A 25,874-nucleotide genomic window follows, 5' to 3' on the forward strand; every position below is an offset into this window, starting at 1 on the left:
CACACACATGGCGGGATAGCCAAGGGGGACGCATGACCCCGACAAATCGCAACAAATTGGTGGTCGCACACTCGACGCGCGAAGGTGCGCCATTGCATGAGGTTGAAACCAACCGCGCATTGGCCCGCTGGCTGGCGCAGATATTGGGGCTCAAGTTCGGTGGCAGTTACGACCCCCAGATGCACGCCGGTCGCGAGCTGTACCTGCTACCCACGCAAACTCTGGTCGGTCCCGCCCTGGCGTTGAAGCTTGACGTCAGAGGGCCGGAAGATTTGTGGGGGGGCTATGTCGATCACGATTTCATTTGTACCAAAGCGATCAGCCACGGCCTGTTGAGCCCTGAAGCAAAGGCACCTGAAGGTTGGTCGCCGATCTTCTGCGAGCGCGTACGCGACGTTGTGTTGGATGGCTTGAGTGTGTTCGCCCTGGAAGACGCCAAGCCCGCCGCCGCGCGCTTGCTCTATAGTGGCCCGATCCGTATGAAACCGGTGCACGCCTGTGCTGGACGGGGCCAGGAAGTTATCCACAGTCTCGATGAGTTCGACGCGATAGTGGCGCGTCCTGACGCCGCAAAGTTGTTCAGCGCCGGCGTGGTGCTGGAACAAGACCTGCACGACGTGGTTACCCACAGCGTGGGCCAGAGCTTTATCGGTGAGCACGTATTCAGCTATTGCGGCGAGCAATACCTGACCCAGGACGGGCAGGGCGAGGAGGTCTACGGCGGATCCAACCTGCTGGTCGTGCCCGGCTACTATGAAGACTTGCTGCAATTGGCCCTGCCTGACGATGTGCGGCAAGCCATCGAGCAAGCCCGGGTTTTCGATAATGCTGCCGACGAAGCCTACCCGGGGTTCTACGCCTCGCGGCGCAATTACGACATCGCCCAGGGCCTGGACAGTAACGGCCAGCGCCGTAGCGGCGTGCTCGAACAGTCCTGGCGCATGGGCGGGGCCAGCAGCGCGGAAGTCGCGGCGCTGCAGAGTTTCATCAACAACCCGAGCCTCAAGGCCATCCGCGTGTCCTCGGTGGAAACCTACGTGGATCAAGCGCTGCCGGCGGATGCCATTGAGGTGTACCGAGGCCCGGCCGAAAACAGCGACTTTCTTCTCAAGTATGTGACGGTTCAATCTTATGACGGCTAGAAGCGAGAGCATCAGTATCGATGTAGATGACGAACAGATGAGTGGGACATTCCTCAGCCCCAAGTCCAAAGTGCCCGGCGTATTGTTTGTGCACGGTTGGGGCGGCAGCCAGGAGCGCGACCTGGAACGCGCCAAAGGCATCGCGGGGCTGGGTTGTGTATGCCTGACCTTCGACCTGCGGGGGCACGCCGGCACCGGCATTCCCTTATCGCGCGTCACCCGCGAAGACAATCTGCGCGACCTGTTGGCCGCCTACGACCGGCTGCTGTCCCACCCGGCCATCGACACCTCGGCAGTGGCGGTGGTGGGCACCAGCTATGGTGGATACCTGGCGGCGATTCTCACTTCGTTGCGCCCGGTGCGTTGGCTGGCGCTGCGGGTGCCCGCGCTGTATCGCGACCAGGAATGGCTCAAGCCCAAGCGTGAGCTGGATAAAGCCGACCTGATGGATTACCGCGGCACGTTGGTACGTGCCGAAACCAACCGTGCCCTGCACGCCTGCGCGCAATTTACCGGTGATGTGCTGATTGTGGAGTCGGAAACCGACGACCATGTGCCCCATGCCACCATCATGAGTTATCGCGCGGCGTGCCAGCAGACTCATTCCCTGACCCACCGCATCATCGACGGCGCGGACCATGCGTTGAGCGACCCGGTGTCGCAACAGGCCTATACCTCGATCCTGGTGGACTGGATTACCGAAATGGTAGTGGGTGAGCGGTTGAGCATTATCCAATCCCGATAGACGTTAAGCGGGTGTCTTCTTCACCCGCAACGCCTTGGCCTTGGCCTCCACCCCCAGGTACATCACCAACGCAATCAGCAATGGGCAAATAAAGTAGATTGCCCGATACGCGATCAACCCTGCCAGCAGACTCCCGCGCGACGCCTCATGCTGCAACAACCCGATAAACACTGCCTCCAACACCCCAAGCCCGGCGGGTATATGGGTGACCACACCGGCAATCGCGCTGATCAGCAACACGCCCAATACCAGCGGGTAATCGAGTTTGGCGGGCAGCAAGGTAAAAATAACCGCTGCCATGAGTGACCAGTTCAAGGCGCCCAGGGCCAGTTGCAGGCAGGCCATGCGCAGCGACGGCAAATTGATCTCGATGCCGCGGATCGACCACGCACGTTTTTTCGAAAACCGGCACGCCGCCAGGTAACCCAGGCTCGCGATCACCAGCAACACGCCCACACCTTGCAGAGCGCCGGTGCTGAGCTTCCAACCCGGTGGCAAGGTGACCAGCCCGCTGCTGAACACTACCCCGGCCAAGGCCATATAGCCGAACCAATTGGTGGCCAGGCTCAGGCCGAGGATCTTGGCGATATTGCTGGTGCTTACCCCCAATCGCGAATACAGCCGGTAACGCATGGCGATGCCGCCGACCCAGGCGCTCAGATTGAGGTTGAACGCATAACTGATAATGCCCACCGGCAGGATCTGCTTCCAGCGCAGGGGCTGGCGAATGTAGGTCCGGCCGATCAGATCGAAGCAGGCGTACACGATAAAACTGCACAGCGTCAGGGCGCCGGCGATCAGCAATGTGCTGACTTTGAAGTCGCTCAACGTCTGCAGCACTTCGCTCCAGTCGATGCGCCGGGCAAGCAGGGTGAAGAGCACGATCAGCAGCAGGAAGAACGCAATGGTCAGGGGCTTCTTCCAGCGCTGGAACCGTGAGCCGTTTTTCTCAGACGTCATGGGCCGGACTCTCAATGGGTTTCAAACGCGGCTTGTGTGCCGGCAACCAACTCGCCAGCGCGGGAAAGTGGCGCATGACATGGAACACCAGAAACCCCACGGTCAGGCGCCACAACCACAGGCGCGGCTTGCGCTTGGCCGGCATGGTCTGGCAATGGTCTCGTGCCAGGGCTTCCAGGCTCTGGTACAGCTGCTGGTTGAAGGCGCGGTCACGAATCAGCACGTTGGCTTCCAGGTTCAGCGCCAGGCTCAGCGGGTCGAGATTGCTTGAGCCAACGGTGCTCCATTCGTCGTCCACCAGCGCCACTTTGCCGTGCAACGGGCGTTGGCAGTACTCGTGAATCACCACGCCATCCTTGAGCAGATAGTCGTAGAGCATGCGCGCCGCCAGCTTGGCCAGCAGCACGTCGGGCTGGCCTTGCATGATCAACTGCACCTGCACGCCCCGGCGCGCTGCGTTACGAATCTCGCGCAGCAAGCGATAGCCGGGGAAGAAATAGGCATTGGCAATTACCACCCGCTGCCGGGCCTGGCTCAAGGCGTGGATATAGGCTTCTTCGATGTCGTCGCGATGCTGGATATTGTCGCGATAAATCAGGCGCACCATCCCGTCGCCGTGCTCGTCTGCCCATGGCGAAGGCCGTTGCTGGCGTCGGCGCCAACCTCTACGGGCGCGCACCTGGCGGCCACTTTGGGCGAGGGCGAAATGGTGCAAGTCGGCCACTGCCGGGCCGATGATCTGTACCGCGTAATCCTGCTTGGCTTCGGGGCCGAAGTCCCCCAGGTGATCAGCGGAAAAATTGATCCCGCCGATAAACGCCACGCTAGCGTCCACCACCACGATCTTGCGGTGCAGGCGACGAAACCAGTTGGTGCGAATGCCGAGGGTTTTGGATGCCGGGTCAAACATCTGCACGATCACGCCGGCTTCAGCCAGTGCGCGCAGAAAGGCCGGGCTCAGTTCGCCGCAGCCGAAACCGTCAAGGCTGACCACTACCTTGACCCCGCGTTGCGCCGCTTCGATGAGAATGCCTTGCAGCTCATGACCGACCTTGTCTTCAAAGAGGATGAAGGTCTCCAGCAGGATTTCCCGCTGGGCGTCGCGCATGGCCTCGAACACCGCGGGAAAATAGGCCTCGCCATTTTCCAGCAATTGCACACGATTGCCGCTCTGCCAGCCGTAGTCCAGGTCGCGGGCCTTGCTGTCATCCGGCGGCTGGTCGGTGGCGATATGTTCTACCGCAATGCTCATAACTCAATCTCCACCGACAGGGGCACATGGTCTGACAGGTGCGACCACGGCCGCGTGGTGAGCACGCGCGGGTTGTGGATGGTCAGGTTGCGCACATAGATGCGATCCAGCGGCAGTAACGGCAGGCGTGCCGGGAACGTACGCGCAGGCTTGCCGTGGGCGTGGATGAACACCTCCTGCAGGCCGCTTTGACTCAGGTCGGCCTTTTGCCGCCAGTCATTGAAATCGCCGGCGACCACCAGGGGCGCATCCGCCGGGATCTGGCCAATACGCTGCTCAAGCAAGCGCAGTTGCTGTTGGCGATGTACCTCGCGCAAGCCCAGGTGGATGCAGATGGCATGCACCTCGCGTTCGCCGCCCGGCAGGCGCAGTACGCAATGCAGCAGGCCGCGGTTCTCATGGCCGCTTTGGGAGATGTCGAGGTTGTCGTAACGGATTATCTGGAATTTTGACAGCAGCGCGTTGCCATGGTCGCCATGGGGGTAGACCGCATTGCGACCATAGGCAAACTGCGGCCAGATGCTGTCGGCGAGAAATTCGTACTGCGGCATCTTCGGCCAGTCGCTATAGCGCTGGGGATGGCGCTCGTGGGTGCCGTGGATCTCTTGCAGGAACACCATATCGGCACCGACGCTGCGCACCGCTTCGCGCAGTTCGGGCAGGATGAAGCGTCGATTCAGGGCGGTGAAGCCTTTATGGATATTCACCGTCAGCACGGTAAAACGCGTGATGGCGGTGGTGGGGGGCACGGGGATCAGCTCGGGGTGAGTCATGGCAACACTCCCGGTTCCGGCAACTGCCCGGGTGCCGTGAGCAGGTGCTTGTCCAGCCCGAAGCGCTGTAACAAATGGCGCGCATCGAAAGGCGCGCGCACCTTGATGTCATTGTCGAAAAAGCAGAACACGTCACGCTGTTTACGCACGCGGGGTTTGCGTTGCGGGGCGACAAGGTGCGCATCCGCCGGTTGTTTGCCGTGCGCCCAGCGCTCGATACGGTCACCCCAGCGTTTGAGCGCTTCATCGGTATAGCCACTGGCGTAGAGCTGCTTGTCGCCGTGTAATCGTAGGTACATGAAGTTGGCGGTGACGTCTTCGATATAGGGCCACTTGCCGGCGGTGTCAGCCACTACGAGGGCAACACCGTACTTGTCCAGCAGCTGCACAAACTCCGGTACCGCAAAGCTCATGTGGCGAATTTCCACGGCATGGCGCAAGGGTTTTTTGCCATAGGCTTTCATGCTTGCCTTGCCGTTCAGGCGCGGCTCGTGCTGGCGGGCGAGGGCGGCGGCCTGTTGGGTGTTGGTGGGTAAATCGGCCAGGAAGGCTTCGAACAGTGCGACGTCGAATTTGAAGCTGGGCGGGAACTGCCAAAGGATGGGGCCGAGTTTTTCTTTGAGCTCCAGTACCCCGGAGGCGAAGAAATTGGCCATGGGCTTGTGCACCTCGCGCAAGCGCAGGATATGCGTGACATAGCGTGGCGCCTTGACGCTGAACATGAATCCCTCAGGCGTATCGGCGTACCACTGCGCATAGCGCTTGGGGGTTTGCAGCGCATAGAAAGAACCGTTGATTTCAATGCTGCTCACGGCGCGTGACGCAAACTGCAACTCGCGTTTCTGGGTCAGCCCGTCGGGGTAGAAGTCCCCGCGCCAGGGCGTGTAGCGCCAGCCGGAAATGCCGATATGAATCGCCGCCATGGTTGCTCCTGTGGAGGTGGGGTGCGTTATGGGATGACTGCGATATTTGGCTGAAAGTTTCCACGTTCCTACAGACGGTACGGGGTGCGAAATGTGGGAGGGGACTTGCCCCCGATAGCGGTGCATCAGTCATGAAGTTGTTGACTGACAGCCTGCTATCGGGAGCAAGCCCCCTCCCGCAATTTGAATCACATGCCCGCAAACACAGGGAACGATCAAGGCTCAAACCCGTCAGTTCCTTACAGACCCTTCTGAAGGAGCCCGCTGTTTTGCTGAATTTAAAGACTGCATTACTGCTAGGGGCGCTGCTGTTCTGCGGCAGCGGCGCATTGCAAGCTGCTGCCACCGCGCCTGAGTCCGACGCGGCGGCCAAGCCCGAGTTGCTGGTGGAGGGCGGCCTGCTCGGGGCCATCAGTTCCAGCATTGATGATGTGCAGCAGAAGCTCGATCTGAACCAGAACTTTATCGACGAGTGGCGCCTGCGGGCCGACCGGGCCGCGAATGAAGTCGGGCGGCTGGTCGACCAGACCGCCGCACGCTCGCCGTGGAGTGTGGCCGGGGATTTCCTGCTGTTATCCGCCGTTTGGGTGGGTGCTTTTGCGCTGCTGACGTTACTGGGGCGCTTTATCGTGCGGCGCTTGAGCCTGCGCGCCTTTTTTCGCCGGCGGGCACGCTTGCTGGGCGTGCTGGGGTATGTGGTGCCTTACACCATCCCTGCGGTTATCTGCCTGCCATTGACGCTGTATGTCAGCCATTTTCTCGCCTCTTCCGTAGGACGGGCACTGGCGCTGTGTTTTGCCTACGCCACCAGTAGCGGCATCTTTTCCACCTCCATGCTGCTGTGCGTGATCGTCATGTTCAATGTCGGCCACAAGCGCCCGGCGGTGCAGATCATTCGCGACTATTGCCCCAAACCGCTGTTCCTGATCGGCTTCCTTGCCGCTCTCAGCGACGCGCTCACCAGCCCGCAGATCGCCCGGCAGCTGGGCGGCAACATCACCAGCAGTGTTGCGGTGTTTACCGGGCTGTTCGCGACAGTGATCTTCGGTGTGCTGGTGGTTCGCCTACGTCGCCCGGTGGCGCATTTGATTCGTAACCGGCCGTTGGCGCAGCGCCTTAAGCATCCGGCGTTGCAGCAATCGCTGCGGGTATTTTCCGGGCTGTGGTATTGGCCGATCCTGTTGATGGTACTGGTCTCGGCGATCAACTTGATCGGTGCCGGCGACGATAATCAAAAGGCCCTGCGCTGCGCCTTGTTGACCACCATCCTGCTGATCGGCACGGTATTTCTCAGCACGGTGCTGCAACACTTGTTCAAGTCGCGCAGCCAAGTGGCGATACAGCGCAGCAGTGCCTACAAGGAGCGCTTTCTCAGCCTGTTGCACGCGATATTGCGCATTGTGATGGCCATCGCTTTTATCGAGATACTGGGGCGTATCTGGGGCGTGTCGCTGTTCGAGTTCGCCCAACGCAACTCAGTGGGCCGGGCGATCAGCGATTCGCTCAGCAGTATCGGCCTGATCCTGCTGATGACGTGGCTGTTCTGGGTGGTGCTCGATACGGCGATTCAGGAAGCGCTCAAGCCCCCGGTGAACAAACGTTCCAGCCGCCAGCCCAGTACTCGGGTCAAAACCATCCTGCCGCTGCTGCGTAATGCGGTGAAAATTATTCTGGTGGTTATCTGTGCGATCACCACCATGGCCAATCTGGGTATCAACGTTGCGCCGTTACTCGCGGGTGCGGGGGTGGTCGGCCTGGCGATTGGTTTTGGCTCCCAGCAGTTGGTGCAGGACGTGATCACCGGCCTGTTTATCATCATCGAAGACACGCTCTCCATCGGCGACTGGGTGGTGCTCGATTCCGGCCACGCCGGTACCGTCGAGGGCCTGACCATCCGCACCCTGCGCCTGCGCGACGGCAAGGGCTTTGTGCATTCGGTACCGTTCGGGCAGATCAAGGCGGTCACCAACCAGTCGCGCCAATTCGCCTATGCGTTCTTCTCGGTGCAGTTCACCTACGACACCGACGTGGACAAGGCCGTGGAGCTGATCCGTGAAGCAGGCCAGTCGATTCGTGACGACGTGTTCCTCAAGTACAACCTGCAAGGGCCACTGGAAGTGTTCGGCGTGGACAAGATGGACCTCAATGGCGTGGTGCTCACGGCGCAATTCCGCACGGTATCGGGTGGGCAATATGCGGTGAGTCGAGCGTTCAATCAGCGCTTGAAAAAGCTTGTGGATAACTGTGACGAGGTGCATTTTGCGCAGACTTATCCACAGCAGGTGTTGTTGCCCAAGCGTGTGGCGCAGGAGGATGAGCCAGAGGCCGAGCAAGCCAGGCCGCAATGATGAGAGTGGCTGTTCCGGCCCCATCGGGAGCAAGCCCCCTCCCACATTTGAATGTGTTCACACATCAACATGTGGGAGGGGGCTTGCTCCCGATGAGGGCCTAAAGGTCAGCGCCTGATCAACTTCTCCTGAACTGCCTGCTGATCCATCTCCAGCAACACCTGCTGCTTGCCGGCGACCATCACCGCCGCCGGCAGCCCATCGCGATATACAATCCGATTACCGCTCACCGCCGGCACTTTGGCCCCCGGTAGCAGCGTGCCCACAAGGTTCAATGGATCCGCCCCGCACACCGCGATCAAGCTCCCGTCATGTGCCCGCCGCCGCACCTCGCGCAGCAAGGGTATCGCCTCCGGCAACGCAAACTGTTCGCCCGCCAACCCACTGACAAACCGCCCGCCACGAATCTCCCCGCGTGCCTCCAGCCGATGGAAGGTGCGCAGCAATTCACGCCAGCTCGGCAACCAATCCGCCTCGCGTTCCAGCAAGCGCCAGAACACCACGCCGTAACGGCGCAGCAGGGTCATCGCCACATGCTCCAGGGTCTCGGCCGAATGTGGGCCGGCAGCGCTGGCTGAACGGCGGACCAAGGCCCAGCGACCGGCATCATCCATGCCGCCGACAAACGCCCCGCGCCCACGTCGACTGCTGCGAGCCTGGCGTTTGCTGGCAGGCGTGGTTAGGGCGCGCAGCCCGGCGAAGCTGTCGGCATTCACCAGGCCGGCGCCTACCAGTTCCTGCAAGGCTGTCTCCAGCTCGCTGCGCAGCAGGTGGGCCTCGTGCACCAGTTCATCAAAAAACAAGGCGCCGTGTTCGCGCAGGGCCGAGTGGACTTTCTGCGCCTTGGGCGACAGCGTGGTGCTGTCGGTGGGCTCGGTCAGCCCGCTCCACAACGCTACCTGGCTACGGGGGAGCAAAACCACCGGGGTGCTGCGCAACGCCATGGCGCCGGCCTTGTTGCTTAAGCGCGTCCATACCAGCTTGCCGCTGCGGCACAGGTCATCGAGCCAGGTCGATGAATAATCCTTGATGCGCGCGCTGAGCAGGTCAGTGTCCCAGGCCGACGTGGCGGCGGCGTAGCCCTCGAGTTGGCTGACTATCTGCGGCAATACGGCGCTGCCCTGGCCACGGGTGCTGTCGGACAGGTGCTGCCAATCGAACAGAAAACGCATGAAATCCTGCAACGCCACCGGCTCGATTTCCCGGCGCAGGCGCTTGACCGTGTAGCGATGAATGCGCGCCAGCAAGTGACGTTCGCACCATTGTTCCTGCGTGGCACCGGGGCTGAAGTGCCCGCGCAGCACGTAGCCTTCCTGCTCCAGGCGCGACAGGGCCTGAGTGATTGCCGCCACGGGCAGCGCCAGGGGGGCAGCGATTTCGACCAGGTTCAACGGGCCAAAACCACTGAGGCGCGCACGCAGTACTTCTAACAGTGCTTCGTCAAATTCCCAGGGCTCGTCGAACCCGGGCAGCAGTGGCAAATCGTTAGGGTAGAGCGCTTGCAAGCAACTCAAGCGCTCCACGGCGACCCACATGCCGTTGTGCAACTGACAGGCTCGCCCGGCCTTGGCCAAGGCGTGCAGCCATGCGGCCCATTGCGGCGCAACTTCAGGGGCTGCGATGCACGCCAGGCTCATCAGCGCTTCATGCATTTCATCCACGCCGTTGGGCGCGGGCCAGGCTTCTTCGCGAACGCCGGCGATGGCCTCGGCATCCAGTGCGCCCAGGTCGTCGGTGCTCTGCGGGTCGCTCCAGCGTCGGTTGAGCACGGCCTGGGTGCGGCGCTCTTCCAGCGGGGCGTCGTCGAGAAAGGTGTAGGGCTTGGCGCTGAGAATTTCCGCAGCCATGGGCGAAGGGGCGGGCAGGTCGCGGCTGATCAATCGGACTTCACCGCGCTCCATGCGCCGCAGCAGTGCCAGCCAGGCTCCACTGTCCATGGCTTCATGCAAGCAATCGTCGAGGGTTTGTTCCACCAGTGGGTGATGGGGGATTTCGCGCTCGCCGGCGAGGTTTTCCAGGCAGGCGATCTGGTCTGGAAAGACGCTGGCGATCAGGTCTTCGCTCTTCATGCGCTGGATCTGCGGCGCCACCTTGCGCCCACCGGTGTAGCGCGGCAACGCCAGGGCCACGCCGGCATTCCAGCGCCAGCGCACGCCGAACAGCGGCGCATCCAGCACGGCCTGGATCAGGAGGTGTTCAGCACTGTTGCTGTTGAGGTAACGCCACACCTCATCCAAGGCAAAACTGTGGCTGGTAGACAGCGACAGCACGATGGCGTTTTCGCTGGCCGCCGCTTGCAGCTCGAAGTTGAAGGTGCGGCAGAAGCGCTTGCGCAACGCCAGGCCCCAGGCGCGGTTGATGCGGCTGCCAAACGGCGTGTGGATGATCAACTGGGTGCCGCCGGACGCGTCGAAAAACCGCTCCATGATCAACGTGTCCCGGGAGGGCAGGGCGCTCAGGGCCTGGCGCGACCGGGCCAGGTAATCCAGCAGTTGTTCGGCGCTGGCGCGATGCAGGCCCAGGGTGCCGGTTAGCCAGTCGAGGGCCGGTTGCAGGTCGCCGGGCGTGGCACCCAGCAAGCTGTCGATTTGCCCTTGCAAGCGCGCCACGGCCACCGACAACTCGTTGCTGCGCCCGGGTGCTTCGCCCAGCCAGAACGGGATGGTCGGCGGTTGGCCATGGGCATCCTCGACACGCACCTTGCCCGCTTCGACCCGCAGGATGCGGTAAGAGGTATTGCCGAGTTGGAAGATGTCGCCGGCGATGCTTTCCACCGCGAAGTCTTCGTTGACGCTGCCGATGTTCAGGCTCTGAGGCTCCAGCAACACGCTGTAGTCGGCGTTGTCCGGGATGGTGCCACCGCTGGTGACGGCGGTGAGCCTGGCACCGCGGCGGCCGCGCAGGGTGTGGGTCACGGCGTCACGGTGCAGGTAGGCGCTGCGGATACCCTGGCGGCCGTTGTAGCCCTCGCTGAGCATCTGCAACAGGGCCTGGTAGTGGCGCTCATCCAGCTCGGCGTAAGGCGCAGCGCGGCGAACAAGCGCCAGCAGCGCCTGTTCCGGCCATTCACGGGCGCTGACTTCGGCAATGATCTGCTGGGCCAGCACGTCCAGCGGCGCCACTGGAATATGCAAGGTATCCAGCTCGCCACGGCGTACGCAGTCGAGCAACGCGGCGCATTCGATCAAGTCGTCACGGGTGGTGGCAAACAAGCGCCCTTTGGGCGTACCGCCGACCTGGTGCCCGGAGCGGCCGACGCGTTGCAAAAAGCCATTGATCGAGCCGGGTGAGCCGATCTGGCAGACCAGATCCACCTCGCCAATATCGATGCCCAGCTCCAGGGACGCGGTGGCGATCAGCACTTGCAGTTCGCCGGCCTTGAGCCGTTGCTCGGCGTCCAGGCGCAGTTCCTTGGCCAGGCTGCCATGGTGGGCGGCCACGGCGGTCTTGCCCAGCCGCTCGCTCAGATGCCGGGCCAGGCGTTCGGCCAGGCGCCGGGTGTTGACGAAAATCAGCGTGGTGCGGTGTTCGCGGGCCAATTGCGCGAGGCGGTCGTAGACCAGGGCCCACACATCGTTGGCCATCACCGCCGAAAGCGGCACTGGCGGCACTTCGATATCCAGGTCCCGTGGGCGCGCATGGCCGATGTCGACGATGGCACACTCACGGTCGGTGCCGACCAAAAACCGCGAGACCGCTTCGATGGGTTTTTGCGTGGCTGACAGGCCGATACGGGTCAATGGCTCGGCGCACAGCGCTTGCAGGCGCTCCAGGCTCAAGGCCAGGTGGCTGCCGCGCTTGCCGGCGGCGATGGCATGGATCTCATCGACGATCACCGTACGCGTGCTGGCGAGCATGTGTCGGCCGGAATCCGAACCCAGCAGCACATACAGAGATTCGGGCGTGGTCACCAGGATATGCGGCGCGCGCTTGCGCATCTGTGCGCGGTCTTTTTGCGGGGTGTCGCCGGTGCGCACGGCGGTGCGGATCACCAGCGGCGGCAGGCCCAGGCTTTGAAGCTGCTCGGTAATGCCGGCCAGCGGGTTTTGCAGGTTGATCTGGATGTCGTTGGACAGCGCCTTGAGCGGTGACACATACACCACCAGGGTCTCGTCCGGCAGTTGCCCGCCGTTGGCCAGGCCTTGGTGGACCAAATCGTCGAGTACCGCCAAAAAGGCCGTCAAGGTCTTGCCCGAGCCGGTGGGCGCGGCGATCAGCGTTGACCGCCGCTGGCGGATCAGCGGCCACGCCTGGGCCTGGGCGCCGGTCACCGAGGGGAAGGTCCTGCAAAACCAGGCACTGACGGCGGGGTGAAAACCATCCAGTGCGCTGGCCGTTGATTCGGGAAGGTTCATGAAGTGATTGATGCCACCTGCTCCAACAAGTTGCAAACACGTACTTTATCCGTGACGGTTGCGCTACAAACCCGCAAAATGCAACGATTCTGGCAACTACCTACGGCAAGGCGCACACGCCTGTCGATAATAACCATCGTTCCAAACAGACCGGGCCTGCTCAATCTATGCGAATGCGCCTTATGTTACTGGGCGGCGGGAATGCCCTCGGGCAGGCGCTGATTCGCCTCGGTGCAGAGGAAGACATCGGTTTCCTCGCCCCCAAACCGCCCCAAGACGGCTGGGATGCCGCGAGCCTTACCCAATTGCTCGACGACACCCGTCCCGATGCATTGATCAACCTCGCCTACTATTTCGACTGGTTCCAGGCCGAAACCGTGAGCGAAACCCGTCTGGCCGCCCAGGAGTTCGCCATCGAACGCCTGGCTGAATTGTGCCAGCACCACAGCATCACGCTGCTGCAACCGTCCAGCTACCGGGTGTTCGATGGCTCGCGCGCCACCGCCTACAGCGAAAAAGACGAGCCGGTGCCCCTGGGCCTGCGCGGCCAGGCGTTGTGGCGTATCGAACAGAGCGTGCGCGCCACTTGCCCACAACATGTGCTGCTGCGATTTGGCTGGTTGCTCGATGACAGTGTCGACGGCACGCTCGGGCGGTTCCTGGCCCGGGCCGAAAAACCTGATGAGCTGTTGATGGCCGACGACCGTCGTGGCAACCCGACGCCGGTGGACGATGCCGCACGGGTGATTATCTCGGTGCTCAAGCAGCTTGATTGCGCGGCGCCGCTGTGGGGCACCTATCATTACGCCGGGCATGAGGCGACTACGCCGTTGGCCCTGGGCCAGGCGATCCTGACCGAGGCGCGCAACTTCCACGCGCTGGCCATTGAATCCCCCACTGCCCAGGCCCACGCGGCTCGGCCGGATGCGGCGGATGAACCGCAGCACGCGGTGCTGGCGTGCAAGAAGATCCTGCATACCTTTGGCATCAAGCCAAGGGCATGGCGGGCGGGGCTTCCGGCGTTGCTGGACCGGTTCTACCGCCACAGCTGACACGCTACAAAACCAAATGTGGGAGGGGCGGTGCGACGATTCGACTTGCTCCCGATAGCGATGGGTCAGTCCATGAATCTGTTGACTGACACTCTGCTATCGGGAGCAAGCCCCCTCCCACATGGGTTATGCAGTGTTGCTTAGAACTTGTAGCCAATACCCACCATGTAAACCATCGGATCCACGTCCACATTGACCTTGGCCCGAGTGCCCTGGCCCAGCGCATTGTTATCCACAGTCGCCTTGGTGCTGATGTCGATGTAGCGCGCCTGGGCGTTGATCATCCAGTTGTCGTTGATCATGTAGTCGGCGCCGATCTGTGCGGCCCAGCCCCAGGAGTTTTCGGCCTTGAAGTTGCTGAAGCCGGCTTGTTGAGCGCGACCGCCGACGTGTTCGTCGTAGATCCAGGTGTAGTTGATACCGGCGCCCACGTACGGCTGGAATGCCGACTTGTTGTCCAGCGGGTAGTACACGACGCTCAGGGTCGGCGGCAGGTGCTTGAGCGAACCGAGCTTGCCGTTGGCGGCGCCCAGTGCGGTGTTCTTGAGTTTCACGTCATGCTCGAAGGGCGTGGCGGCCAGCAATTCGATACCGACGTGGTCGGTGATCATGTAGGCGAAGTTCAAGCCCAGTTGGGTGTCGCTGCTCATGGTCGCCTTGCCGCCCAGGTTGGTGCCGGCCAGCGGGCCCTGGTCAACCTTGACTTTGCCGCTGTCGGCCTCCGGGTTGACGGTGATTGCACCGGCACGCACCAGAATATCGCCCGCCTGGTGAGCGTGTGCGACCGGGGCGACGAGGGCGAGCGCGAAGAGGGACGCGCCGAGCAGAGACTTGTTCATGGGAGCTCCAAAGGACGTTTAAAAGTTGTACGTCCAATGGTAAAGATCGTTCCGTTCGGTCTTTTGACTCAGCTCAATGAAAGGGTGATCAGCGCTACTCCTGCAGCTCGTACATGTAAATCTTCTGGGCATCCATCTGGTAACCGGCGTCGGCCAGTTCACTCGTCGACGGCTTGACCTGCATCGCGCCTTCGATCCAGTACGGCTGGTACAGCTCATCGAGCTTCACGCCGACTTCGCTTTTGACATGCACGATCTGGTTCGACGGCGGTGGCGGCACATGGATGCACGCGCCGAAATACGGCACCAGCAGAAACTCGGTGGTGCGGCCTTCTTCACTGACTTCCAGTGGCACGATATACCCCGGCAGGCGGATGTGCTGGCCGTCGAGGCTCTGCACCACCGGCGCGTTGGGCAGATCCTGCTTGGCCGCCGGCGCCGCCTCGACGGACAAGGCATCGGCCATGTTCGACAGGTCGTGCAGCGGCTTCATATTAGGCACTTCCGGTGGCGCATCCGGCGGGATCATTTCCTGCCAGGACAGGTCCTTGGGCTGTTCATCCGCCCACACGGGCACGGCCGTCAGCAGCAACAGGGCAAACAGGGCACGACGCATCGAAGCCTTCCTCATAAACGGATGGACAGGCCATCGGCCAAAGATTGTCGATAGGCGCGCCACGCGGGCACGCTGCCCATCAACAGCGCTGCCGCGAGGATACCCGCCAGCAGGGTCCATTCATATTCGCTCGGCCAGGACATCGGCAGGTCCAGCCCGTAGTTGGCCTGCAAGTAACCACGGGAGGCGGCGATGCAGACATACAGCAGGCCCACGCCTGCTACCACACCGGACAAGGCCAGGGCGAAGGCTTCGAAGATCAGCAGGCTCGCGATATGCCATGGGCGTGCACCCACCGAACGCAGAATCGCCATCTCGCGGCGGCGCTCGTTGAGGCTGGTGAGGATCGCCGTGAGCATGCCGATCAAGCCGGTCAGCACCACGAACAGCGAGATCACGAACAAGGCTTTCTCGGCGGTGCTCATCATGCTCCACAGCTCTTGCAGGGCCACGCCCGGCAGGATCGCCAGCATCGGCTCGCCACGGAACTCATTGATCTGCCTTTGCAACGCGAAGGTGGAAATCTTGTTGTTCAGGCCGAGCATGAACGCGGTGATGGCTTGCGGCGTCAGGTCCATATTGCGCGCCTGGTCGGCGCTGATGCGGCCTTTGCCCTGGGCCGGCACACCGTTGTGCCAGTCGACATGGATCGCCTCCATGCCACCCAGGCTGATGTGCAACGTGCGATCTACCGGCGTACCGGTACGCTTGAGGATGCCGACCACAGTGAAGGGTTTGTCGTCGTGCTTGACCAGGCTGACCACCGCTACACCGTGGGCCAGCACCAGCTTGTCGCCGAGTCTGTAATGCAGGGCGTCGGCGACTTCGGCGCCGAGCACCACTTCAAACGGGTCGGTAGCGAAGGCGCGGCCGCTGGCCAGTTCGAGGTTTTGCTTGCGCCCGTACTGGTAATGCTCGAAGTAGGATTCGTTGGTGCCCATCACGCGGTAACCGCGATGGGAGTCGCCGAGGGAAATCGGAATGGCCCATTTCACCTGGGGGCTGGCGGCGAAATGCTCAAAGCTGTCCCAGCGGATGTTGTTGGTGGCGTTGCCGATGCGAAACACCGAATACAGCAGCAGGTTGACCGAGCCCGAACGTGCCCCGACGATCAGGTCGGTACCGCTGATGGTGCTGGCAAAACTGTTGCGCGCCTCGACACGCACGCGCTCCACCGCCAGCAACAAGCACACGGAAAGCGCGATGGCGAAGGCAGTGAGGATCGCAGTAAAGCGGCGGTTAGCCAGGCTGGCCATGGCTAGACGAAACAGATACATCTCAAACCTCTGCGGGCGTGGCGGCGCGATTGAGTTCGGCCAGTGACAGGTTGCGGTCGAACAGTGACGCCAGGCTCTGGTCATGGCTGACAAACAACAGGCTGGCGCCAGCTTCACGGCATTCAGCGAACAGCAACTGGATGAACGCTTCGCGGGCGTCATAGTCCAGGGCTGAGGTGGGCTCGTCGGCGATCACCAGTTCCGGTTGGCCGATCAACGCACGGGCGGCAGCCACCCGTTGTTGCTGGCCGATGGACAGCGAGTCGGCGCGGCGCTCCAGCAAGTCCTTGTCCTTCAAGCCCAGGTGCGCGAGCAAGGTCGCAGCCGCCTGGTCGACACTGCCGTGGCGCTGTTTGGCCCGTTGTGCGCGCAACCTGGAAAAATGGCAAGGCAACTCGACGTTTTCGCGCACCGATAGAAACGGCAGCAGGTTGAACTGCTGGAAGATGTAGCCGGTGTGGTCCACACGGAAACGATCACGGGCGCCGGCCGAGAGTTCGGTCAACTCCTGCCCAAGCAGGCGGATGCTGCCCTGGCAGGGTTTCTGCACGCCCCCCAACAGCCCCAGCAGCGTGGTCTTGCCACTGCCGCTCGGGCCCTTGAGGAACAGGGTTTCCCCGGGTTCCAGGCGGAACGCGGGGATGTCCAGCAACTGCGGGTGACCGGGCCAGTTGAAGCCCAGGTCGGACAGTTCGATTAACGCTTGAGTCATGGGAAGTCAGTGTCGCCTGGTAGTCGAAAATGGCGCCGATCCACTGTGGGAGCTGGCTTGCCTGCGATGGCATCGCTACGGTGTGCCTGCTGCACCGCGTCGCCAGTATCGCAGGCAAGCCAGCTCCCACATGGACTGTGCTTTCAAGTCAGAACTTCAGGGTGGCGGCGGTGGCCGTCGCGTCAACACCTTGCTGACCGCTCGGGCCGATCAGTTGTACCTGAATTTTCTTGGTGGCGGGGAAGGTCTTGAACACTTGGCTCAAGTCCAGGTTGCCCAAGGCCGTCGGCGTGGCGCAGGTGAATTGGTAGTGGGCGTGGATTTCGCTGTGGTCGTGATGGTGCTCGTGAGCGGCGGCGCCTTTGCCGTCGGTGGCGTGGTCATCGTCGTCATGGTCGGCTTCTGGTTTGTCACCGAACAGCGGGCTATTGAGCTCCTGGCTGCTGACCACACACCCTGCGGCCTTGGGCAGGTTGAACAGGGCCAACGGGTTCTCCAGTTGTTTGCGTACACCGGCGACCTTGGCTTTATCGGCGGCGCTGGTCGCTACATGCTCGAAACCCACCAGGTTCATGGCCGGGCTGTCCAGTTCAAGCTCAAGGGCCTTGCCATCCAGCACGGCATTGAGACGGCCGACCCCATGTTCATGGGCGCCGAGGCTGCCGTGCTCGTGGTCATGCTCTTCGTGAGCGTGGGCAACAGCCAGTGGCAGCAGGGCGAACGGCAAAGCAAGCAGCAAACGGCGCATGGGAGGGCTCCAGGATGAAAGTTTTGTTATGTGATCTTATAACAATGAGCCGAGAGTTTGACCGCCTGCTTGGTGTTGCGCAAGCTGCATGGGAGCATGACGGTCAGAAAAATGCAGGAGTACAGCGATGTTGCGAATTCGTGGAACCATCGGCGATCTGCCGGTGGACTTGACCCTGGAACTGGACGACGGCGATTGGGCGCGCTTGGGCGCACAGCTTCAGGCCGCCCCAACGCCCAGTGCGCCAACCGCGGCGCCGGTCAAACAAAACGACGACCTATGGCAGAGCGCCCAGGAGGTGCTGCGCAAGGCAGGGCAGCTCAACGGTCTGGAATTACTCGATCAACTGGAAGGGTTGGCAGGCGATGCGGGCGCGGGCAAGCGCCTGTTGGTGCGCCTGCGCCATAGCGCCAAAGTCAAGGTGAGCAGCGGCGGGGATACGCCGCTGTACCGTTGGATCGGTGATTAGTACAACGCGGCAAACAATTTGCGGCGGTACACCGTGACCAGCGGGTGCTCATTGCCCAGCAATTCGAACACCTGCAGCAACGTCTTGTGCGGCAAGCCTTCGCTGTAGCTGCGGTTGCGGGTAAACAACTTGAGCAAACCTTCCAGTGCCGCATCGTACTGCTGGCGCGCCAGTTGCTGGATCGCCAACTGATAGGCCGCCTCGTCGTCCTGCGGGTTCTGTGCCAGACGGCTCTTCAGATCGGCGGTGTCCGGCAAGTCTGCGGCCTGGCGCAGGAAGGTGATCTGCGCCTTGGCCCCGGCCAGGGCGGCCTTGTGCTCGTCGCTTTTGACTGCGTCAAGCACGGCCTGGGCTTCGCCCAATTCGCCGCGTTCGGCCAGGCAGCGTGCGTACAGGATCAATGCGGGGGCGTTAGTGTTGTCTTCGCCCAACAGCGCCACCAGCAGCCCTTCAGCTTCACTGATGCGTCCTTCGCTGAACAGCGCCTGGGCCTGTTCCAGCGGATCCGCCGCAGCCGGTGGTGGCATCTGCACATGTGGCTCCAGCATCGCCCGTACTGCCGACTCCGGCTGCGCACCGGCAAAGCCGTCCACCGGCTGGCCATCCTTGAACAACACCACCGTCGGCAGGCTTTGAATGCCGAAACGCGCGACGATGTCCTGTTCGGCCTCGCAATCGACCTTGGCCAACAGCAACTCGCCGCGATAGCTCTCGGCAATCTGCGCCAGCATCGGCATCAGCGCCTTGCATGGCGCACACCATTCGGCCCAGAAGTCCACCAGCACAGGTTTTTCAAAAGAATTCTGAATCACCGCCTGGTCGAAGTTGGCGGTGGTGACGTCGAAGATGTACGGCGTGGGCTCACTCATGGGGCGTCTCGAATAAAGCGGGAATGGGGGCAACTATAAGGGCTGGCGCCGCGAATGGTACAGACTCACCTTGCGAAACTCCCAAGGCTCGGCCAGGTCCGGCAGGGTCAACGCGTCCAGAACCTCCAGCCGTTGATAACGCGGGTGTTGGAAGTCCCGCACCCGCGAATCGGCCACCAGCGCTTCGCGGCCACGAGTGAGGAATTGATCCAGCAGCGGCAGGTTGGCGCGGTCGTAAAGCACGTCGGCCACCAGGATCAAGTCAAAACGGTCGGCTTCGGCGAAGAAGTCGGCGCAATAGCCCAGCTCCACCGCATTGAGTTCGGCGTTGGCGCGGCAAGACGCCAGGGCCAGCGGGTCCAGGTCACACGCCACTACTTCCAGGGCACCCGCCTTTACGGCGGCGATCCCGGCTACGCCCGAACCTGCGCCGAAATCCAGCACGCGTTTACCGGCGACCCACTCGGGATGCGCCGCCAGGTAGCGCGCCAACGCCAGGCCGCTGGCCCAGCAAAAGCTCCAATAGGGCGGCTCATGCAGGATGCGCCGGGTTTCTTCCTGGCTGAAGGCGCGGTCCATATTGTCGGCATCGAGCAGCCATAGCGATAATTCGGTGCCCGGTAGCGGGCAGGGCACCAATTGCGCGTCGCCGATCAGCTCGCTCAAGGCGCGCTGCAGGTGCAGCGGTGGCGTCATGGCGCCTTGACGAGTTGCAGGGGGCCGGTGCTCTGGGTGATCGCCTGGGTGACGCGCACGGCGGGCAGGTGCAGGATCAACTGGCCGGACTGGCTGGCGCGGCCACGCAATTCAACGCGTGCACCGGCCGGGAAGGCTTCAGGGTTGAAGCGCAGGCGGAAGGCCAGGGGCTTGCCATTGCCGCTCAGCACGCTGCTGGCGAGCAGTTGCTGCGGGCGCGAACGGTCGTCGATCACCAGCAGCGCCATCTCGACTTCGGCGCCGGCGGGCACGTTGGTCAGGCTGCCGCTGATTTCCCGTTGATAGGCGGGCAGGGGGCCGAGGTCTTCAATACCCGGGACTTTTTTCTCTTGTGCCGGTGTCGGTTGAGGCGCGGCCGGTTTGGGGGCTTCGCTGCTGCAGGCGACCAGAAAACTGAACAGCGTGAGTAGAGCGAGTGGTCGTAACTGCATGTACGGCTCCAGAAAGGACAAAATCCGTGGCTTAAAAAATATCAAACATATAAGCCTGCCTATATACCGTAAAGGCTATGGCTTGTCTTGCGACGGGGATGCGCTACCATGGCCCTCCCATTTTTTGTTGCCTGCCAACCATGCACTGTCCCTTCTGCGGTGCCAACGACACCAAGGTCATTGACTCGCGTCTGGTCGCCGAGGGCGATCAAGTGCGTCGCCGGCGCGAATGCCTGGCCTGTGGTGAACGTTTCACCACCTTCGAAACCGCCGAACTGGTATTGCCCCGTCTGATCAAGTCCGACGGCAGCCGCCAGCCTTTCGACGAAGAAAAACTGCGTGCCGGTATGCAGCGCGCCCTGGAAAAACGCCCGGTGAGTGTCGAGCGCCTGGAAGCGGCGCTGGTGCATATCAAGCACAAGCTGCGGGCGACCGGCGAGCGCGAGGTCAAGAGCCTGGTGGTCGGCGAGCTGGTGATGGGCGAACTGCAAAAGCTCGACGAAGTCGCCTATATCCGTTTTGCCTCGGTGTATCGACGCTTCCAGGACCTCAATGAGTTCCGCGAAGAAATCGACCGCCTGGCCCGTGAGCCCTCCAAACAATGAAGTCTGAACAGGCAGTCCTCGACGCCCATTACATGGCGCGTGCCCTCGAATTGGCGCGCAAGGGCCTGTACACCACCCACCCCAACCCACGGGTGGGCTGTGTGATAGTGCGTGACGGGCAGATTGTCGGCGAAGGCTGGCATGAGCGCACCGGCGAGCCCCATGCCGAGCCGAATGCCCTGCGCGCCGCCGGTGAAAAGGCCCGCGGCGCGACGGTGTACGTGACGCTGGAGCCGTGCAGCCACCATGGCCGTACGCCGCCGTGCGCCGATGCACTGGTGAGCGCCGGTGTGGCGCGGGTGGTGGCAGGTATGCAGGACCCGAACCCGGAAGTGGCCGGGCGTGGCATGCAGCGTCTGGCCCAGGCGGGTATCGAGGTGCGCAGTGGTGTCCTGGAAGCTGAGGCGCGGGCGCTTAACCCGGGGTTCCTCAAGCGCATGGAGCACGGTTTGCCGTTCGTGCGGGTCAAGCTGGCCATGAGCCTGGACGGCCGCACGGCGATGGCCAGCGGCGAAAGCCAATGGATCACCGGCCCCGCTGCCCGCGCCGCCGTCCAACGTCTGCGTGCCGAGGCGAGTGTGGTGTTGACCGGTGCCGATACGGTGCTGGCCGACGGCGCCCGCTTGACTGTGCGCGCCGCTGAGTTGGGCCTGGATGAACAAACCACCGCCCTGGCCATGTCGCGCCCGCCTCTGCGCGTGTTGATCGACGGCCGCTTGCGCGTGCCGCTCAATGCACCCTTCTTCAAGGCAGGCCCGGCACTGGTCATCACCTGCGTAGCTCCGGAGAACCAGTTTCCCCGTGGCCCAGAGTGCCTGGTGGTACCGGGCGTGGAGGGCCAGGTCGACCTGCGCTCGGCGCTGGTGGCATTGGCCGCCCGTGGCGTCAACGATGTGCTGGTGGAAGCGGGCCCGAGCCTGGCGGGCGCGTTTGCCCAGCAGGGCCTGGTGGATGAGTACGTCATATTCATCGCCGGCAAGTTCCTCGGCTCCGCTGCCCGGCCGTTGCTGGACTGGCCGCTTGAGAAGCTGGTCGACGCGCCCCAACTCAAGATCACTGACATGCGCGCTGTAGGCGACGACTGGCGAGTCACTGCCATTCCCGTCCCGACAGCGAGCGTATAATTCCCGGCCTGCGCTTAAGCGTCAGCCCCTCGTTTTCAGGAGAGCGAAATGTTCACCGGCATTATCGAATCCATCGGCAGCATCCGTGCAATGACCCCCAAAGGCGGCGACGTGCGCCTGCTGGTTGAAACCGGCAAGCTGGACCTCGGCGACGTCAAGCTGGGTGACAGTATCGCCGTCAGCGGCGTGTGCCTGACCGTTATTGAGCTGCCGGGCAACGGCTTTGCCGCCGACGTCAGCCGGGAAACCCTGGACTGCACCGCGATGAACGACCTCAAGGCCGGCAGCCCGGTCAACCTGGAAAAAGCCCTGACGCCGACCACGCGCCTGGGCGGTCACCTGGTCAGCGGCCATGTCGACGGTGTCGGCGAAGTGGTGGCCCGCAGTGAAAACGCACGCGCCGTGGAATTCCGCATCCGTGCGCCCAAAGAGCTGGCCAAGTACATTGCCCACAAGGGTTCGATCACCGTTGATGGCACCAGCCTGACCGTGAACGCCGTCAATGGCGCCGAATTTGAACTGACCATCATTCCCCACACCCTCAGCGAAACCATCATGGCCTCCTACCAGCCGGGGCGCCGGGTGAACCTGGAAGTGGACTTGCTTGCCCGTTACCTGGAGCGCCTGTTGCTGGGCGAAAAGGCCGCAGAGCCTGCATCAGGCAACATCACCGAAAGTTTTCTGGCCGCTAACGGCTACCTGAAATCCTGACCAAGGGGGTGCCGCGTGGCGCTCAATAGCATCGAAGAACTGGTTGAAGACATCCGCCAAGGCAAGATGGTCATCCTTATGGATGACGAAGATCGCGAGAACGAAGGCGACATCATCATGGCCGCCGAGGCGTGCAAGCCTGAGCACATCAACTTCATGGCCAAGCACGCCCGTGGTTTGATTTGCATGCCCATGAGCCGCGAACGCTGCGAGTTGCTCAAGCTGCCGTTGATGGCGCCGCGCAATGGGTCGGGTTTCGGCACCAAGTTCACGGTATCGATTGAAGCCACCACTGGCGTCACCACCGGTATCTCCGCCGCTGACCGCGCCCGTACCGTGCAAGCCGCCGCCGCCAAAGATGCCAAGGCCGAAGACATCGTCAGCCCCGGTCACATTTTCCCGCTGATGGCTCAACCGGGTGGCACCCTGGCTCGCGCCGGTCACACCGAAGCCGCCTGCGACCTGGCGCGCATGGCCGGTTTCGAGCCGAGCGGGGTGATCTGCGAAGTGATGAACGACGACGGCACCATGGCCCGTCGCACTGAACTGGAAGCCTTTGCCGCCGAACACAACCTCAAGATCGGCACCATTGCCGACCTGATCCACTACCGCATGATCCACGAACGTACCGTTCAGCGGATTGCCGAGCAGCCGCTGGACAGCGAACTGGGCCAATTCAATTTGGTGACCTACCGTGATTCAGTGGAAGGCGACGTGCATATGGCCCTGACCCTGGGCAACATTTGCGCCGAAGAACCGACCCTGGTGCGGGTGCACAACATGGACCCTCTGCGCGACCTGTTGATGGTCAAGCAACCCGGCCGCTGGAGCCTGCGCGCCGCCATGGCCGCGGTTTCCGAGGCTGGCAGCGGTGTGGTGCTGTTGCTCGGTCACCCGTTGGACGGCGACGTATTGCTGGCGCACATCCGCGAAACCGCTGACGCCGTGCCGGTGAAAAAACCGACCACCTACAGCATCGTCGGTGCCGGTTCGCAGATCCTGCGCGACCTGGGCGTGCGCAAAATGCGCCTGATGAGCGCACCGATGAAATTTAATGCGATATCCGGATTCGACCTGGAAGTTGTAGAATACGTGCCCTCCGAATAAAGGCCGGCGATTTCTGCCCCTTGTTCGCGGTTAAATCATCACTGAGGGACGCACTTTTCGCGTCCCGGCTCTTTAAGAGATTTGTCGAATGACCCTGAAGACCATCGAAGGTACCTTCATCGCCCCCAAAGGCCGCTATGCCCTGGTGGTTGGCCGCTTCAACAGCTTCGTGGTTGAAAGCCTGGTAAGCGGTGCGGTTGACGCCCTGGTTCGCCACGGTGTGAGCGAGAGCGATATCACCCTTATCCGCGCCCCTGGCGCCTTCGAAATTCCACTGGTTGCGCAAAAAGTTGCTCAGCAGGGTGAATACGCGGCGATCATCGCCCTGGGCGCGGTCATTCGTGGCGGCACCCCGCACTTCGAATACGTAGCCGGCGAATGCACCAAGGGCCTGTCCCAGGTGTCCATGGAGTTCGGCGTGCCAGTCGCTTTCGGCGTACTGACCGTTGATTCCATCGAGCAAGCCATCGAGCGTTCCGGCACCAAAGCCGGTAACAAGGGCGCTGAAGCTGCCTTGTCCGCGCTGGAAATGGTCAGCCTGCTGTCGCATTTGGAGGCCAAGTGATTTCCGACGAAAGCGATCGTTTCAACCCGCGTGACGAGCGTCCAGCCGATGCCGGCAAGCCTTCGAAAAGCGAAAAGCGCCGTGCGGCCCGTCAGCTCGCCACCCAGGCGCTGTACCAGCGTCATATGGCTGGCACTTCGCTGAACGAGATCGAAGCGCAATTTCGCGTCGATAACGACTTCACCTTTGCTGACCAGAGCTACTTCCACGACATCCTGCACGGTGTTCCGGCCAACATGACCGAGATCGATGCTGCGCTGACGCCATGCCTGGACCTGACCCTCGAAGAGCTGGACCCGGTTGAGCTGGCGGTACTGCGCCTGTCCACCTGGGAGCTGCTCAAGCGCGTTGACGTACCGTACCGCGTGGTGATCAACGAAGGCATCGAACTGGCGAAGGTCTACGGTTCGACCGACGGTCACAAGTTCGTCAACGGCGTGCTCGACAAGCTGGCCCCGCGCCTGCGTGAAGCCGAAGTAAAGGAACACAAGCGCTAATCTGCGCTTGAGTCCCGCATGGGCGAGTTCGAGCTGATCCGCAAGTACTTCGCCGCCGCGCCTTGTGCGCAAGGCGGCGATGGCATTGCCCTGGGGATCGGCGACGACTGTGCCTTGCTGGCGCTGCCCGCCGGAGAGCAACTGGCGGTCTCTACCGATACGCTGGTGGCCGGCGTGCATTTTGCCGACCCCTGTGACCCGTACCTGCTCGGCCAGCGCTCGCTGGCCGTGGCGGTGAGCGACCTGGCCGCCATGGGCGCCGACCCCCTCGCGTTTACCCTTGCCCTGACCACGCCGACCGTGGATGCCGATTGGCTGCAACGCTATGCCCAAGGCCTGAACGCCATGGCGCAACGTTGCGGCGTGGGCTTGGTGGGCGGCGATACCACCCGAGGGCCACTGAGCCTGACCCTGACCGTATTTGGCCGCGTACCGCCCGGGCAGGCGTTGACGCGCAGTGGTGCGCAGCCGGGTGACCTGCTGTGTGTGGGCGGCGAACTGGGCGATGCCGCTGGTGCTTTGCCATTGGTCTTGGGCCAACGCACGGCGGATGCGGCAGTTGCCGAGCCGCTGCTGGCACATTACTGGTCGCCGCAACCGCAGTTGGCCCTGGGGCTGACGTTGCGGGGCAAGGCGAGCGCGGCCATGGATATCTCCGACGGGCTGCTGGCCGATTGTGGGCATATCGCCAAGGCTTCGGCGGTCAGCCTGGTGATCGAACGTCACAGGTTGCCGTTATCTACCGCCTTGCTGACATTTGTCGGCGAGGATCAGGCCCGCGTCGCGGCGTTGAGCGGGGGGGATGACTACGTGCTGGCATTTACCTTGCCGATATCCGCGTTGGCACCTTTGCGAGCGGGCGGCTGGCCGATTCACGTGATCGGTCGGGTCGAAGCGGGGCAGGGCGTGACCCTGCTCGATGCCCATGGTCAGGACATTACACCGGCCGTGCGCGGCTATCAGCATTTTCGCGAGACGCCGTAGCCAGCGTCCTGCGCTACCCTTTATCTGATGATTACCACGTAGGAAGCCGTCAC

The 25,874-nt window shown here is 62.5% G+C and carries 25 protein-coding genes; 12 read left to right on the forward strand and 13 right to left on the reverse strand.

Annotation, left to right across the window (positions count from 1 at the left end):
- Positions 1-32: 32 nt before the first annotated feature.
- Both JH25_RS09585 and JH25_RS09580 read left to right on the forward strand, forming a co-directional pair.
- Positions 33-1,142: a DUF3182 family protein gene (locus JH25_RS09585; RefSeq protein ID WP_005791884.1), complete on the forward strand. Its 1,110-nt coding sequence runs from the start codon at positions 33-35 to the stop codon at positions 1,140-1,142.
- Entirely contained in the window at positions 1,132-1,887 is a 756-nt protein-coding gene (locus JH25_RS09580) for an alpha/beta hydrolase family protein (RefSeq protein WP_032879226.1), read from the forward strand. Before JH25_RS09585 ends, JH25_RS09580 begins: the two co-directional genes overlap by 11 nt.
- Before the next feature lie 3 nt (positions 1,888-1,890).
- On the opposite strand, the gene JH25_RS09575 is transcribed toward JH25_RS09580, so the two are convergent.
- Genes JH25_RS09575 through JH25_RS09560 form a run of 4 tightly spaced genes read right to left on the reverse strand, consistent with a single transcriptional unit; the run spans position 1,891 to position 5,795 of the window.
- Positions 1,891-2,847: a lysylphosphatidylglycerol synthase domain-containing protein gene (locus tag JH25_RS09575; protein WP_005791882.1), complete on the reverse strand. Its 957-nt coding sequence runs from the start codon at positions 2,845-2,847 to the stop codon at positions 1,891-1,893.
- Positions 2,837-4,099, reverse strand: coding sequence for a cardiolipin synthase ClsB (gene clsB / locus JH25_RS09570; protein ID WP_032879228.1), 1,263 nt, complete (start codon positions 4,097-4,099; stop codon positions 2,837-2,839). The genes JH25_RS09575 and clsB overlap by 11 nt, the downstream gene beginning before the upstream one ends.
- Positions 4,096-4,872, reverse strand: coding sequence for an endonuclease/exonuclease/phosphatase family protein (locus JH25_RS09565; RefSeq protein ID WP_032879229.1), 777 nt, complete (start codon positions 4,870-4,872; stop codon positions 4,096-4,098). Before JH25_RS09565 ends, clsB begins: the two co-directional genes overlap by 4 nt.
- Positions 4,869-5,795, reverse strand: coding sequence for a DUF72 domain-containing protein (locus tag JH25_RS09560; RefSeq protein WP_032879230.1), 927 nt, complete (start codon positions 5,793-5,795; stop codon positions 4,869-4,871). Before JH25_RS09560 ends, JH25_RS09565 begins: the two co-directional genes overlap by 4 nt.
- A 269-nt stretch (positions 5,796-6,064) precedes the next feature.
- On the opposite strand from JH25_RS09560, the gene JH25_RS09555 reads away from it, so the two are divergent.
- Positions 6,065-8,143 (forward strand): mechanosensitive ion channel family protein, encoded by a 2,079-nt coding sequence (locus JH25_RS09555; protein WP_032879232.1) that lies wholly within the window; start codon positions 6,065-6,067, stop codon positions 8,141-8,143.
- A gap of 107 nt (positions 8,144-8,250) precedes the next feature.
- Here the strand turns inward: JH25_RS09555 and JH25_RS09550 are convergent, their stop codons facing one another.
- Positions 8,251-12,498 (reverse strand): DEAD/DEAH box helicase, encoded by a 4,248-nt coding sequence (locus tag JH25_RS09550; protein WP_032879233.1) that lies wholly within the window; start codon positions 12,496-12,498, stop codon positions 8,251-8,253.
- Between the two features lie 167 nt (positions 12,499-12,665).
- Between JH25_RS09550 and JH25_RS09545 the strand changes: the two genes are divergently transcribed.
- Positions 12,666-13,550 (forward strand): sugar nucleotide-binding protein, encoded by an 885-nt coding sequence (locus JH25_RS09545; protein ID WP_032879234.1) that lies wholly within the window; start codon positions 12,666-12,668, stop codon positions 13,548-13,550.
- Between the two features lie 140 nt (positions 13,551-13,690).
- Here JH25_RS09545 and JH25_RS09540 read toward each other — a convergent pair whose 3' ends face one another.
- From JH25_RS09540 to JH25_RS09520, 5 genes are all read right to left on the reverse strand, one after another.
- Positions 13,691-14,389 carry an OmpW/AlkL family protein gene (locus tag JH25_RS09540; protein ID WP_005791869.1) on the reverse strand — a complete coding sequence of 233 codons (699 nt, stop codon included), beginning with the start codon at positions 14,387-14,389 and terminating at the stop codon, positions 13,691-13,693.
- A gap of 94 nt (positions 14,390-14,483) precedes the next feature.
- Positions 14,484-15,005: a DUF3299 domain-containing protein gene (locus JH25_RS09535; RefSeq protein WP_032879236.1), complete on the reverse strand. Its 522-nt coding sequence runs from the start codon at positions 15,003-15,005 to the stop codon at positions 14,484-14,486.
- 11 nt (positions 15,006-15,016) lie between these two features.
- Positions 15,017-16,282: an ABC transporter permease gene (locus JH25_RS09530; protein ID WP_032879237.1), complete on the reverse strand. Its 1,266-nt coding sequence runs from the start codon at positions 16,280-16,282 to the stop codon at positions 15,017-15,019.
- Between the two features lies 1 nt (position 16,283).
- Positions 16,284-16,994, reverse strand: a complete 711-nt coding sequence (locus tag JH25_RS09525) for an ABC transporter ATP-binding protein (RefSeq protein ID WP_032879239.1) — start codon at positions 16,992-16,994, stop codon at positions 16,284-16,286.
- Between the two features lie 148 nt (positions 16,995-17,142).
- On the reverse strand, positions 17,143-17,742 hold the full coding sequence (locus JH25_RS09520; protein WP_032879240.1) for a DUF2796 domain-containing protein: 600 nt from the start codon (positions 17,740-17,742) through the stop codon (positions 17,143-17,145).
- A 127-nt stretch (positions 17,743-17,869) separates the two neighbouring features.
- Between JH25_RS09520 and JH25_RS09515 the strand changes: the two genes are divergently transcribed.
- Entirely contained in the window at positions 17,870-18,211 is a 342-nt protein-coding gene (locus JH25_RS09515; protein WP_032879241.1) for a hypothetical protein, read from the forward strand.
- On the opposite strand, the gene trxA is transcribed toward JH25_RS09515, so the two are convergent.
- Genes trxA through JH25_RS09500 form a run of 3 tightly spaced genes read right to left on the reverse strand, consistent with a single transcriptional unit; the run spans position 18,208 to position 20,228 of the window.
- The gene (gene trxA / locus JH25_RS09510; protein WP_032879242.1) at positions 18,208-19,080 is read right to left on the reverse strand and encodes a thioredoxin; all 873 of its coding nucleotides are present in this window, start codon (positions 19,078-19,080) and stop codon (positions 18,208-18,210) included. The genes JH25_RS09515 and trxA overlap by 4 nt on opposite strands.
- A gap of 33 nt (positions 19,081-19,113) precedes the next feature.
- Positions 19,114-19,776 (reverse strand): class I SAM-dependent methyltransferase, encoded by a 663-nt coding sequence (locus JH25_RS09505; protein ID WP_032879244.1) that lies wholly within the window; start codon positions 19,774-19,776, stop codon positions 19,114-19,116.
- Positions 19,773-20,228 (reverse strand): YbaY family lipoprotein, encoded by a 456-nt coding sequence (locus tag JH25_RS09500; protein ID WP_032879245.1) that lies wholly within the window; start codon positions 20,226-20,228, stop codon positions 19,773-19,775. Before JH25_RS09500 ends, JH25_RS09505 begins: the two co-directional genes overlap by 4 nt.
- 140 nt (positions 20,229-20,368) lie before the next feature.
- On the opposite strand from JH25_RS09500, the gene nrdR reads away from it, so the two are divergent.
- The 7 genes from nrdR (at position 20,369) to thiL (ending at position 25,821) form a co-directional block, all read left to right on the forward strand.
- On the forward strand, positions 20,369-20,833 hold the full coding sequence (gene nrdR, locus JH25_RS09495) for a transcriptional regulator NrdR (protein ID WP_019818855.1): 465 nt from the start codon (positions 20,369-20,371) through the stop codon (positions 20,831-20,833).
- On the forward strand, positions 20,830-21,957 hold the full coding sequence (gene ribD / locus JH25_RS09490; protein ID WP_032879247.1) for a bifunctional diaminohydroxyphosphoribosylaminopyrimidine deaminase/5-amino-6-(5-phosphoribosylamino)uracil reductase RibD: 1,128 nt from the start codon (positions 20,830-20,832) through the stop codon (positions 21,955-21,957). The genes nrdR and ribD overlap by 4 nt, the downstream gene beginning before the upstream one ends.
- A gap of 48 nt (positions 21,958-22,005) precedes the next feature.
- Positions 22,006-22,668, forward strand: a complete 663-nt coding sequence (locus JH25_RS09485; protein WP_005791849.1) for a riboflavin synthase — start codon at positions 22,006-22,008, stop codon at positions 22,666-22,668.
- A gap of 15 nt (positions 22,669-22,683) precedes the next feature.
- Positions 22,684-23,775 (forward strand): bifunctional 3,4-dihydroxy-2-butanone-4-phosphate synthase/GTP cyclohydrolase II, encoded by a 1,092-nt coding sequence (gene ribBA / locus JH25_RS09480; RefSeq protein WP_003194579.1) that lies wholly within the window; start codon positions 22,684-22,686, stop codon positions 23,773-23,775.
- A gap of 88 nt (positions 23,776-23,863) precedes the next feature.
- Complete coding sequence (ribH, locus tag JH25_RS09475; RefSeq protein WP_032879248.1) at positions 23,864-24,340, forward strand: 6,7-dimethyl-8-ribityllumazine synthase; 477 nt, start codon at positions 23,864-23,866, stop codon at positions 24,338-24,340.
- Positions 24,337-24,837, forward strand: coding sequence for a transcription antitermination factor NusB (nusB, locus tag JH25_RS09470; RefSeq protein ID WP_032879249.1), 501 nt, complete (start codon positions 24,337-24,339; stop codon positions 24,835-24,837). Before ribH ends, nusB begins: the two co-directional genes overlap by 4 nt.
- 18 nt (positions 24,838-24,855) lie before the next feature.
- A complete protein-coding gene (gene thiL, locus JH25_RS09465) occupies positions 24,856-25,821 on the forward strand; it encodes a thiamine-phosphate kinase (RefSeq protein WP_032879250.1) in 966 nt (321 codons plus the stop codon).
- The last annotated feature ends 53 nt before the right edge of the window (positions 25,822-25,874 follow it).

Origin of the sequence: Pseudomonas sp. BRG-100, assembly GCF_000737955.1 — a bacterium.
GTDB classification, from domain to species: Bacteria; Pseudomonadota; Gammaproteobacteria; order Pseudomonadales; family Pseudomonadaceae; genus Aquipseudomonas; species Aquipseudomonas synxantha_A.

What these genes read in the sequence shown, in the direction of transcription:
- JH25_RS09585 (WP_005791884.1), top strand. Translation starts at nt 33, where the DNA reads ATGACCCCGACAAATCGCAACAAATTGGTGGTCGCACACTCGACGCGC.
- JH25_RS09580 (WP_032879226.1), top strand. Translation starts at nt 1,132, where the DNA reads ATGACGGCTAGAAGCGAGAGCATCAGTATCGATGTAGATGACGAACAG.
- JH25_RS09575 (WP_005791882.1), bottom strand. Translation starts at nt 2,847, where the DNA reads ATGACGTCTGAGAAAAACGGCTCACGGTTCCAGCGCTGGAAGAAGCCC.
- clsB (WP_032879228.1), bottom strand. Translation starts at nt 4,099, where the DNA reads ATGAGCATTGCGGTAGAACATATCGCCACCGACCAGCCGCCGGATGAC.
- JH25_RS09565 (WP_032879229.1), bottom strand. Translation starts at nt 4,872, where the DNA reads ATGACTCACCCCGAGCTGATCCCCGTGCCCCCCACCACCGCCATCACG.
- JH25_RS09560 (WP_032879230.1), bottom strand. Translation starts at nt 5,795, where the DNA reads ATGGCGGCGATTCATATCGGCATTTCCGGCTGGCGCTACACGCCCTGG.
- JH25_RS09550 (WP_032879233.1), bottom strand. Translation starts at nt 12,498, where the DNA reads ATGAACCTTCCCGAATCAACGGCCAGCGCACTGGATGGTTTTCACCCC.
- JH25_RS09545 (WP_032879234.1), top strand. Translation starts at nt 12,666, where the DNA reads ATGCGAATGCGCCTTATGTTACTGGGCGGCGGGAATGCCCTCGGGCAG.
- JH25_RS09540 (WP_005791869.1), bottom strand. Translation starts at nt 14,389, where the DNA reads ATGAACAAGTCTCTGCTCGGCGCGTCCCTCTTCGCGCTCGCCCTCGTC.
- JH25_RS09535 (WP_032879236.1), bottom strand. Translation starts at nt 15,005, where the DNA reads ATGCGTCGTGCCCTGTTTGCCCTGTTGCTGCTGACGGCCGTGCCCGTG.
- JH25_RS09530 (WP_032879237.1), bottom strand. Translation starts at nt 16,282, where the DNA reads ATGTATCTGTTTCGTCTAGCCATGGCCAGCCTGGCTAACCGCCGCTTT.
- JH25_RS09525 (WP_032879239.1), bottom strand. Translation starts at nt 16,994, where the DNA reads ATGACTCAAGCGTTAATCGAACTGTCCGACCTGGGCTTCAACTGGCCC.
- JH25_RS09520 (WP_032879240.1), bottom strand. Translation starts at nt 17,742, where the DNA reads ATGCGCCGTTTGCTGCTTGCTTTGCCGTTCGCCCTGCTGCCACTGGCT.
- JH25_RS09515 (WP_032879241.1), top strand. Translation starts at nt 17,870, where the DNA reads ATGTTGCGAATTCGTGGAACCATCGGCGATCTGCCGGTGGACTTGACC.
- trxA (WP_032879242.1), bottom strand. Translation starts at nt 19,080, where the DNA reads ATGAGTGAGCCCACGCCGTACATCTTCGACGTCACCACCGCCAACTTC.
- JH25_RS09505 (WP_032879244.1), bottom strand. Translation starts at nt 19,776, where the DNA reads ATGACGCCACCGCTGCACCTGCAGCGCGCCTTGAGCGAGCTGATCGGC.
- JH25_RS09500 (WP_032879245.1), bottom strand. Translation starts at nt 20,228, where the DNA reads ATGCAGTTACGACCACTCGCTCTACTCACGCTGTTCAGTTTTCTGGTC.
- nrdR (WP_019818855.1), top strand. Translation starts at nt 20,369, where the DNA reads ATGCACTGTCCCTTCTGCGGTGCCAACGACACCAAGGTCATTGACTCG.
- ribD (WP_032879247.1), top strand. Translation starts at nt 20,830, where the DNA reads ATGAAGTCTGAACAGGCAGTCCTCGACGCCCATTACATGGCGCGTGCC.
- JH25_RS09485 (WP_005791849.1), top strand. Translation starts at nt 22,006, where the DNA reads ATGTTCACCGGCATTATCGAATCCATCGGCAGCATCCGTGCAATGACC.
- ribH (WP_032879248.1), top strand. Translation starts at nt 23,864, where the DNA reads ATGACCCTGAAGACCATCGAAGGTACCTTCATCGCCCCCAAAGGCCGC.
- thiL (WP_032879250.1), top strand. Translation starts at nt 24,856, where the DNA reads ATGGGCGAGTTCGAGCTGATCCGCAAGTACTTCGCCGCCGCGCCTTGT.